Here is a 9,125-nt window from a genome sequence, read left to right on the forward strand (position 1 = left end):
CGACCGATCCCTGTCCCACCGATTACGGAATACCCGCATGGCCGACTCCCTGCGCGATCAGCTGCTCAAGAGTGGCATCGTCAAACAGGTCCAGCAGAACCGGGCGCACGAACCGAAACGCCCGTCGCCGCCGTCAGGCAAACCCGCGCGCAAGGGCGGCAAGCCGCCTGTCCCGGGCCGGCAGAGCCCGCAGGATATCGACCTGGCCAAGGCCTATGCGCTGCGCTCGCAGACCGAAGCACGCGAGCGCAAGCGGGTCGAGCAGGAAGCGGCCGAACAGGCCAGGCTGCGCCACGAGCGCAAGCAGAAGCTCCAGCAATTGCTCGACGGCAAGGCGCTGAACAAGGCCGAGGCCGACCAGCCGCGCCATTTCGAATACGGCAGCAAGATCCGCCGGGTGCACGTGGACGCCGAGCAGATGGCGGCCCTCAATGCCGGCAGGCTCGGCGTGGTGCAGCAAGGCGGCCGCTACCTGCTGGTCAGCCGCGAGATCGCCGAGCAGGTGCGCGACATCGATGCGCATCTGGTGGCGCTGCTGATCGAGCCCGGCTCCGTCGGAGTCGGCGACGACGGGGTACCCGACGACCTGATGTGGTGATTGGACGAGGAGTGAGTGGAGAGGAGTGAGAAACGAGTAGGCAATACGTCGCTCTCACTCATTTTTTCACTCCTGCACACTCATTTCTCGCTGTTGCTTTTCTGCGCCAGCGCCGGATGATCCCAGCCGTTCTTCGGCTTGAAACGGTCGCCGTAGCGCTGGGCCAGCTGTTCGAGCCGGGCCTTGAGCTGGTCCACGCCTTCGCTGCGCGCGTACTGGATCGGGCCGCCGCGGAACGGGGCGAAGCCGGTGCCGAAGATCACCCCGGCGTCGAGCAGGTCGGCGTCGTCGACCACGCCGTCGGCGAGGCAGGCGACGGCCTCGTTGACCATCGGCAGGATCATGCGTTCCTGCACGTCGGGTGGCATCACGTACTCCTTGTCGACCTCGGGCTTCAGCGGCTTGCCGTCCTGCCATACGTACAGGCCCTGGCCATCCTTCTTGCCACGCTTGCCCGCCTCGAGCCTAGTGTCCAGCCCCGGCGGCAGCTCCAGCCCCAGGAACGGCGCCAGCTCCCGGCCGACCGAGGCGCAGACGTCGAGGCCGACCGTGTCGGCCAGCTCGATCGGGCCCATCGGCATGCCGAATTTCTTCGCTTCGCGATCCAGCACCGGGCCCGGCACACCCTCGCTGTAGAGCAGCATCGCCTCCAGCAGGTAGGGCATCAGGATGCGGTTGACCAGGAAGCCGGGCGTGCCCTTGACCGCCACCGGCAGCTTGCCGATCGCCTTGCAGAACGCCAGCGCGCGCTTCTCCACGCCCGGGTCGAGCCGGTCGTGGCGCACCACCTCGACCAGCGGCATCTGCGCCACCGGGTTGAAGAAGTGCAGGCCGAGGAAGCGCTGCGGCGCCTTCAGGTTCTTGCGAAGTTCGTCCAGCGGGATGCTGGAGGTATTGCTGGCGAGGATTTCGTCGGTTTGGAACTGCGGCTCGATGCCGGCGTAGAGCGCTTCCTTCGCCTCGGCGTTCTCGTAGATCGCCTCGATCGCCAGGTCCGCCGAAGCCACGCCGGCGCCCTCGACGTCGGCGCGCAGGCGGCGCATCGCGGCCTCGACCTTCTCCGGCGCCTTCAGCTTCTTCCCGTACAGCGCCCGGGCGCGGTCCAGCGCGGGCTGGATGAACTTCATCCCGCGGTCCTGCAGGGTCACCTCGAAGCCCTTGAGCGCGGCCCACGCGGCGATGTCGCCACCCATCACGCCGGCGCCCACCACGTGCACGTGCCTGATGCCGTGCTCGACGCCGCTGCCCTGGCCCTTCAACCGCTCCTGCAGGAAGAAGATGCGGATCAGGTTCTGCGCGGTCGGCGTCTTCGCCAGCTTCGCCACCGAGCGTGCCTCGATCTTCAGCCGCTGCTGGATGTTCGAGCCACCGCGCTTCCACACGTCGATCAGCGCGAACGGGGCCGGGTAGTGTTCCTTGCGCACCTTGGCGGCGGTCTGCCCGAGCACCATCGGCGCCAGGATCTGCCGCGCCAGCCAGGTATTGCTGGCCCAGGCCTTGGCCCGCCGCGCGAACGGGCGCGTCGCGGCGTGGCGCAGCAGCAGCCGCGCCTCGACCAGCAATTCCTCGGGACGGGCCAGCCGGTCGACCACGCCCAGGCCCAGCGCGCGTTTCGCCGACAGCGACTTGCCGGTCAGCATCAGCGGCAGCGCCTCGGTGGCGCCGATCAGGCGCGGCAGGCGTGCGGTACCGCCCCAGCCGGGATGGATCCCCAGCATCACTTCGGGCAGCGCGATCCGGGTCTTGTCGTCGTCGGCGCCGATGCGCTGGCGGCAGGCCAGGATCAGCTCGGTGCCACCGCCCATGCAGGCGCCGTGCACGGCAGCCACGGTGGGACAGGGCAGCCGCGCCAGCGCCTCGTAGACGCGCTGGCCGTGCTCGATGTTCTCCAGTACGGTGTCGTGCTTCGCGTACCCGACGAATTCCTTGATGTCGGCACCGACGGCAAACCCCGAAGGCTTGGCCGAATGGATGATGACGCCGGCCGGCTTCTCGATCGCCAGCCGCTCGACGATCTGCTCGAGTTCGTCCAGCACTGCCCGGGAGATCGCGTTGACGCTGCTGCCGGCGCGGTCGAGGGTCAGCGTGACGATGCCGTCGTCGCCTTCGCTGGTCTTCCAGTGGTTGAAGCGCAGTCCTTCGAACATGGGCGTACAGGCGTGGTGGATGAGGCCTGAACCATACCGTTCCGCCGCCTTGATTGCGAGATGTGACGCAGCCGCTTGACCGCTGCGGCAGCGCCGGTGTGAAATCGGGCCGTCATCGGAAAAATCGCCGGCCGTGGCTGTCCGGCGGGGCGTCAGGACCATGTGACAGGGGCTGGATTGTGGAGCGTATCGCCATGCTTCGATCAGCCTTGCCGCAACCTGGCCTCGCCCGGCCATCCCCGCCACCGGTCGCCGGCGGGTCGGCTTCACCACTGCATTACCGCCGAAACCGCAGGACGGAGACGCAATGACCTTCGCAATGGCCTCCGCTCCACCGCAAGCCGGTACCGAGATTTTCGAGCGGATCGTGGCCGCCCCCAGCGGCCTCGTCGTGCTGGACAGCAAGGACGTTTCCACCCTGATCGACCAGTTTCGCGCGCTTGCCCGGCATACCGGACAGGCGGTGTACCTGTGGCAACCCGATACCGGCCTGGGCAGCCTGCGCGATGCGCAGGTGCGGGTGCCGGACTGCCAGCGGCTTGGCAACGCCTTGCGCTACATGCAGCAGAGCATGCATTTCGGGGTGTATTTCCTGCTCGGGCTGGAACTTCCCCTGTCGGCGATGGATGCCACCTTGCTGCGCCAGCTCGCCCGCGCGCCCAAGGGATACCTGCGCCGCGTCGTGCTGATCGACGCGCCGGTGGCGCTGGTCGAGCATCTGGGGGAGCTGGCCGTGCATCTCGGCAGCGAGGACAGCAAGCCGCGGCGTCTGCGCCTGCGCGACGGCCGCTGGCTGGTCTGAGACCATGGACAGGCTTTGAGGCGGGCATGCAGATGAATTCCGGTATCCTGGTCGTCGCCGCCCAGCGCGAGTTGCGCCGCAGCCTGTTCGATGCGCTCGACCAGGCGGGCTATCCGCAGATCCACAGCGCGCGCGACGTGTCGCACGCCGCGATCCTGCTGGAAGGCCGCCCGCCGCTGCCACCGCTGCAGCTGATGGTGATGGTCCTGGCCGGCGACGAACGGCAGGCGCGCATCAGCTGCGAGCAGCTGCGCCGCCTTCCGGGCGGTGGCGACACGCCGCTGATCCTGGTGCTGGCCGAGGAGACCACGCTCGGCCCCGCCGACCTGCCGGCCGGGATCACCGATTGGCTTTCCGCCGCGCAGATCGGCAGCGAACTGGTGCCGCGCTGGCGTCGCTCGCAGGCCGCCGGTCTTCGCGCGCGCAAGGCGGTGCCCGCCACGCCGGACGCCGTGCACGACGACTATCGCTATGTCTTCGAGGAAGGTGACAGCGAGTGGCTGATCGTCGATGCGCAGAGCCGGCGTCTGCTGGAAGTCAGCCCCATGGTGGCCCGGCACAGCCGCATGCACGCCAGCCAGTGGGAGGGGCTGGCGCTGGCCGAGGTGCTGCGTTTCGAAGGCATCGCGACCGAGCAGGTGCTGGCCGAGGCCAACCGCAATTGGTATCCCTGCCAGCGCAAGTCGGCACAGGGCGCCGACACCGGCCAGGCCAGCGTGCGCCGGATCCGGCACGCCGGGAGCGACGCGCTGGCGCTGATGTTCCGCAGCGACCGTGCCGACCTGCGCGCGGAGGCGGCGCTGTCGCTGCTGTCGCGCATCTTCGCCTCCACCAGCGGGGTCGACGCGCAGAGCGCGGCCGGCCGCATGCTGTTCGACGAACTGGGGCTGGATTACCTGGCTGTCTGGTCGGCACGCCAGGACGGCGCCGATGCGCCGACCCAGATGCTGCAGCTGTGGAATGGCGACGACCCGGCATGGCCGCCGGCGCAGATGCAGAGTTCGCTGCAGCTCGTGCTGGGCGGCAAGCCGATCCTGTATCGCACCGATGCGAAGCGGCTGGCGCAGGTCGATCCGTTGTTGCGGCAGCTCGACCTCGCCGGTTTCGCCGGCCTGCCGCTGTACGACGAGCGTCACACGGTGCTTGGCGCGATGCTGGCCGGCAGCCGCCGCGGCTTCGGCGAGATGGGCATCATCGAGCCGGTGCTGCGTTGCACCGCGGCCCGTTTCGCGCAGATGCTGGAGCTTGGGCGTACCCGCGAACAGGGGCGCGCCGAGGGGCTGGTCGATGCGCTGACCGGCCTGCCGAACCGGCTGCTGTTCAACGACCGTCTGGACACGATCATCCGCGAGGCGACCCGCAACGGCGAGTGCTTTGCCGTGCTGTTTGTCGACCTCGACCGCTTCAAGGCGATCAACGACACCCACGGCCATGCCGCCGGCGACCAGGTGCTGCGCACGGTCACCCAGCGCCTTTGCGGCAGCATACGCGCCTCCGACACGGTGGCGCGCTATGCCGGCGACGAGTTCACTGTCGTGCTGCGGCACATCGTGAAGAACGACGATGCCTTGCGCGTGGCCGAGAAGATCGTGCAGGTGATGGAGACGCCGCTGTACCTCGAGGACGGCACCGAGCTGCAGGTGACCGCGTCGATGGGGCTGAGCTTCTTCCCCGACGACGCCGGCGACACGCAGACCCTGCTCAAGCACGCCGACGAGGCGATGTACGCGGCCAAGCACCAGGGCCGCAACAACTTCCAGATCTACGAGGTCAGTCCCGAGTACGCGTTGCAGCACGGCATGGCGCTGAAGACCCGGTTGCGCCACGCCGAGGGCAACGGCGAGCTGCGCGTGGTCTACCAGCCGCAGGTCGACACCAAGAGCGAGGACATCGTGGGGATGGAGGCGCTGGTGCGCTGGGAGCATCCCGAGCTGGGCATGATCAGCCCGGCGGTGTTCATCCCGCTGGCCGAGGAAACCGGCCTGATCGTCTCGATCGGCGAATGGGTGATGCGTACGGCCTGCCGCCAGGCGAAGGAGTGGGAACAGCGCTACGGCCTGCGCCTGCGGCTGGGCGTGAACCTGTCCGCGGTGCAGCTGATGGAGCCGCAGCTGCTGGACACCGTGGCCAGGGTGCTGCGCGAAACCGGCCTGGATCCCGACCTGCTGGAGATGGAGGTCACCGAAAGCATCAGCATCAAGGCCGTGCCGAACCTGGTCGAGAACCTGCACGGGCTGCACGACCTGGGTTGCCACATCGCGATCGACGATTTCGGCACCGGCGCGGCCTCGCTGGATTACCTGCGCCGGCTGCCGGCCGACCGCATCAAGGTCGACCAGAGCTTCGTGCGCAACATCGGGGTGGATCCCGACGACGAGGCGATCGTGCGCGCCACCATCGAGATGGCCCACCGCCTGAAACGCGCGGTGGTGGCGGAGGGCGTGGAGATCGAGCAGCACCTGCAGTTCCTGCGCGAGCACGGTTGCGACGAGCTGCAGGGCTACCTGTTCTGTCGTCCGTTGCAGCCGGTCAGCTTCGACAAGCTGCTGGCCGAGCGCCAGCGCCTGCTGGAGGCGCGGGTGGCCGAGCCGGCTTGAGCCGGCGGCAGGCACCCCCATAACTGATCCGGCCCGTCACGGGTCCGGGGCGCCCATCGGGCATGACAACCAGCCAACGGGCTGTGCGTTATGGTGTCGGAGCGATCCCACGCAAGCTGAACTCGGGCGCCGGACTGTGGTCTGAGCGCCGCGTTCAGTTCAAACAAGCTCCGCAGCGGATGACGGCATTGACGACGGATACGGCCCGGACGGGCGAAAACGAACTGGATCGCGCGCTGGTCGAGCGGGTCCAGCAGGGGGACAAGCGGGCCTTCGACCTGCTGGTGCGCAAGTACCAGCACAAGGTGATCGGGCTGGTTTCCCGCTACGTGAGAAACCATGCCGAGTGCGAGGACATCGCGCAGGAGTCGTTCATCCGCGCCTGGCGGGCGATCGGTTCGTTCCGCGGCGACAGCGCGTTCTACACCTGGCTGTACAAGATCGCGGTGAACACCGCCAAGAACCACCTGGTGGCGCTGGGACGGCGCCCGCCGTCGGGCGACATCGATGCCGACGACGCCGAGTTCATGGCCGGCGCCGAGCGCATGCACGACAGCGCCACCCCCGAGCGCGAACTGATGCGCCAGGAAATTGAACAATCCGTGTTTTCCACTGTCCAATCGTTGCCCGAAGAGCTGCGGACCGCCATCACGCTGCGCGAGGTGGATGGCCTCAGCTACGATGAAATCGCCGAAGCGATGGGCTGCCCGATCGGCACGGTGCGTTCGCGCATCTTCCGGGCACGCGAGGCGATCGACGAGAAGCTGCGGCCCCTGTTGTCGGACCGCGAGGATCAGACATGAACCAGGCAGGCAATAACCAGGCAGGCGCGGACCAGCAGTTCCGCGAGAGCCTTTCCGCGGGCGTCGATGGCGAGCTGTCGAAGGAGCAGTTGCGCTTCCTGCTGCGCCGGCTCGATCACGATGCCTCCCTGCAGCAGGCCTGGGGCCGCTACCACATCGCCCGCGACTGCCTGCGCCGGCAGTTGCCGCCGATGGCGGAAAGCGGTTTCGCCGCGCGGGTGAGCCTGGCGATCGAACGGGAATCCCGGCCGGCGGCCGCCACCCGGCGAGGCCACTGGCTGCGCTGGTCGACCGGCGGCGCCATCGCCGCCAGCGTGGCCGCCGCCGCCCTGATGATCGGCCAGCCGACCGGCGACGCCGAGCGCACGATGGCCGCGACCACCCAGCAGGCCACCAGCACCGTTGCCGTTGCCGCATCGACGGGCAGGCCCGTGGCGCCGGCCACGGTGCCGCCGTGGCTGAGCGGCAATTCCGCCGGCCTGCTCAGCCAGCAGGCGTCGGCCACCTTCGGTGCGCCGTTCGTGCAGGGCCAGTCGTCGTATGCGCGCCGCCTGTCCGGCTACCCGCCGCTGCGCCGCTACCGCACGCTCGACAACAACGACGGCAGCTACCTGCTGCTGCTCGATCCGGAGCAGCAGGCTGCGCCGGATATCTCGCGCCGGGCTTCCGCCGTCGCGCAATAAAACGGGCCCGCGTGTGATTGCCCGCGGCTCGTCCTCGCTGCTTTCGCCCCCATCGGCCCGTCGCGCGGGTCGGTCGGTGGCGCGTGTCCGGACCGGGCACGCCGCAGCCCGAGCCATCAATTCACTTGAAGCCTGTCGGCCGAAATCAACCAAGGAGGAGACATGAACCATTCCATCTTGCGCATCCTGGCGTGCTGCGCGCTGCTAGGCATCGCCGGCGTCGGTACCGTGCAGGCGCAGGCGCCGGCAGCGAGCCTGCCGGATTTCACCGGGATCGTGCAGAAGAACGCACCGGCCGTGGTGCACGTGGAGGCCCGCTACAACGGCGAGCGGCAAGGCGGCAGCCGGGGCGTGGGGCAGGCGATGCCCGGCCAGGGCGTGCCGGACGATCCGCAGGCCGAGATCCTGCGGCGTTTCTTCGGCATGCCGATGATGCCGTCGCCGCAGGACCAGAAGCGCACCTCGCTGGGCTCGGGCTTCATCATCTCCGGTGACGGCTACATCCTCACCAACAACCATGTGGTCGACCATGCCGACAAGGTGACCGTGCGCCTGCAGGACCGGCGCACGCTGACCGCCCGGGTGGTCGGTACCGACCCGACCTACGACATCGCCCTGCTCAAGGTCGATGCCGGCGGCAGCCTGCCGGCGGTGAGCCTCGGCGACTCGCGCAGCCTGAAGCCCGGCCAGTGGGTGCTGGCGATCGGTTCGCCGTTCGGTTTCGACTACACCGTGACCCAGGGCATCGTCAGCGCGGTGGGCCGCAACCTGGGCCAGCGCGACCAGCCGTACACCTCGTTCATCCAGACCGACGTGCCGATCAACCGCGGCAACTCCGGCGGCCCGCTGTTCGACCTGCAGGGCCGGGTGGTCGGCATCAATTCGCAGATCTACTCCAACACCGGCACCTATTCCGGCGTGGCGTTCTCGATTCCGATCGACGTGGCAATGAACGCGGTGCAGCAGATCAAGAGCAAGGGCTACGTCTCGCGCGGCATGCTCGGGGTGATGGTCCAGCCGGTCGGCGACGACATGGTCAAGGCATTCGGCCTGGACAACGGCGTGGGCGCTGCCGTGGTCGATGTCACGGCGGACAGCGGCGCCGCCAAGGCCGGCATCCAGCCCGGCGACATCATCCTGGCCTATGACGGACGAACCTTGCAGCAGGCCCCGGACCTGCCGCCGCTGGTGGGCATGACCAAGCCGGGAACCAAGGTGCCGGTGGAGATCCTGCGCAATGGCAAGCGGCAGACACTCGAGGTCACCATCGGCGAGGCCGCGCGCGACCGTGATGCGGTGGGCGGCCGGGGCGCCGCGCCGTCCCCGGGCAGCAGCGGCTCGGCCGCGCTGGGCCTTGCCGTGGAGCCGATCGACAGCGATACCCGCAAGCAGCTGGGGCTGAAACCCGGGCAGGGCGTGGTGGTCAGCGACGTCACCGGACCGGTGGCGGGGGGGGGGGGGGGGGGGGGGGGGGGGGGGGGGGGGGGGGGGGCGT

The 9,125-nt window shown here is 68.8% G+C and carries 7 protein-coding genes (1 of these 7 cut by a window edge); 6 read left to right on the forward strand and 1 reads right to left on the reverse strand.

The features are described 5' to 3' along the window. The first annotated feature begins 37 nt into the window (after positions 1-37). Positions 38-598, forward strand: a complete 561-nt coding sequence (locus AC3WRN_RS11025) for a DUF2058 domain-containing protein (protein WP_492622981.1) — start codon at positions 38-40, stop codon at positions 596-598. Between the two features lie 80 nt (positions 599-678). On the opposite strand, the gene AC3WRN_RS11030 is transcribed toward AC3WRN_RS11025, so the two are convergent. Continuing rightward, a complete protein-coding gene (locus AC3WRN_RS11030; RefSeq protein ID WP_492622982.1) occupies positions 679-2,745 on the reverse strand; it encodes a 3-hydroxyacyl-CoA dehydrogenase NAD-binding domain-containing protein in 2,067 nt (688 codons plus the stop codon). A 307-nt stretch (positions 2,746-3,052) separates the two neighbouring features. On the opposite strand from AC3WRN_RS11030, the gene AC3WRN_RS11035 reads away from it, so the two are divergent. From AC3WRN_RS11035 to AC3WRN_RS11055, 5 genes are all read left to right on the forward strand, one after another. Further along, the gene (locus AC3WRN_RS11035) at positions 3,053-3,547 is read left to right on the forward strand and encodes a hypothetical protein (protein WP_068095814.1); all 495 of its coding nucleotides are present in this window, start codon (positions 3,053-3,055) and stop codon (positions 3,545-3,547) included. A gap of 32 nt (positions 3,548-3,579) precedes the next feature. Further along, the gene (locus AC3WRN_RS11040; RefSeq protein ID WP_068095828.1) at positions 3,580-6,144 is read left to right on the forward strand and encodes a putative bifunctional diguanylate cyclase/phosphodiesterase; all 2,565 of its coding nucleotides are present in this window, start codon (positions 3,580-3,582) and stop codon (positions 6,142-6,144) included. A gap of 179 nt (positions 6,145-6,323) precedes the next feature. Further along, positions 6,324-6,947: an RNA polymerase sigma factor RpoE gene (gene rpoE, locus AC3WRN_RS11045; RefSeq protein ID WP_201028776.1), complete on the forward strand. Its 624-nt coding sequence runs from the start codon at positions 6,324-6,326 to the stop codon at positions 6,945-6,947. Then, positions 6,944-7,630 (forward strand): sigma-E factor negative regulatory protein, encoded by a 687-nt coding sequence (locus AC3WRN_RS11050; protein ID WP_492622983.1) that lies wholly within the window; start codon positions 6,944-6,946, stop codon positions 7,628-7,630. Before rpoE ends, AC3WRN_RS11050 begins: the two co-directional genes overlap by 4 nt. 162 nt (positions 7,631-7,792) lie before the next feature. After that, positions 7,793-9,125, forward strand: partial view of a Do family serine endopeptidase gene (locus AC3WRN_RS11055; protein WP_492622984.1) — the 5' portion only. The gene runs 209 nt beyond the window's last position; only the first 1,333 of its 1,542 coding nucleotides appear in the window; its start codon is at positions 7,793-7,795; the stop codon falls past the right edge of the window.

The sequence above is a fragment of the Rhodanobacter sp. FW101-FHT13A11 genome (assembly GCF_058790335.1).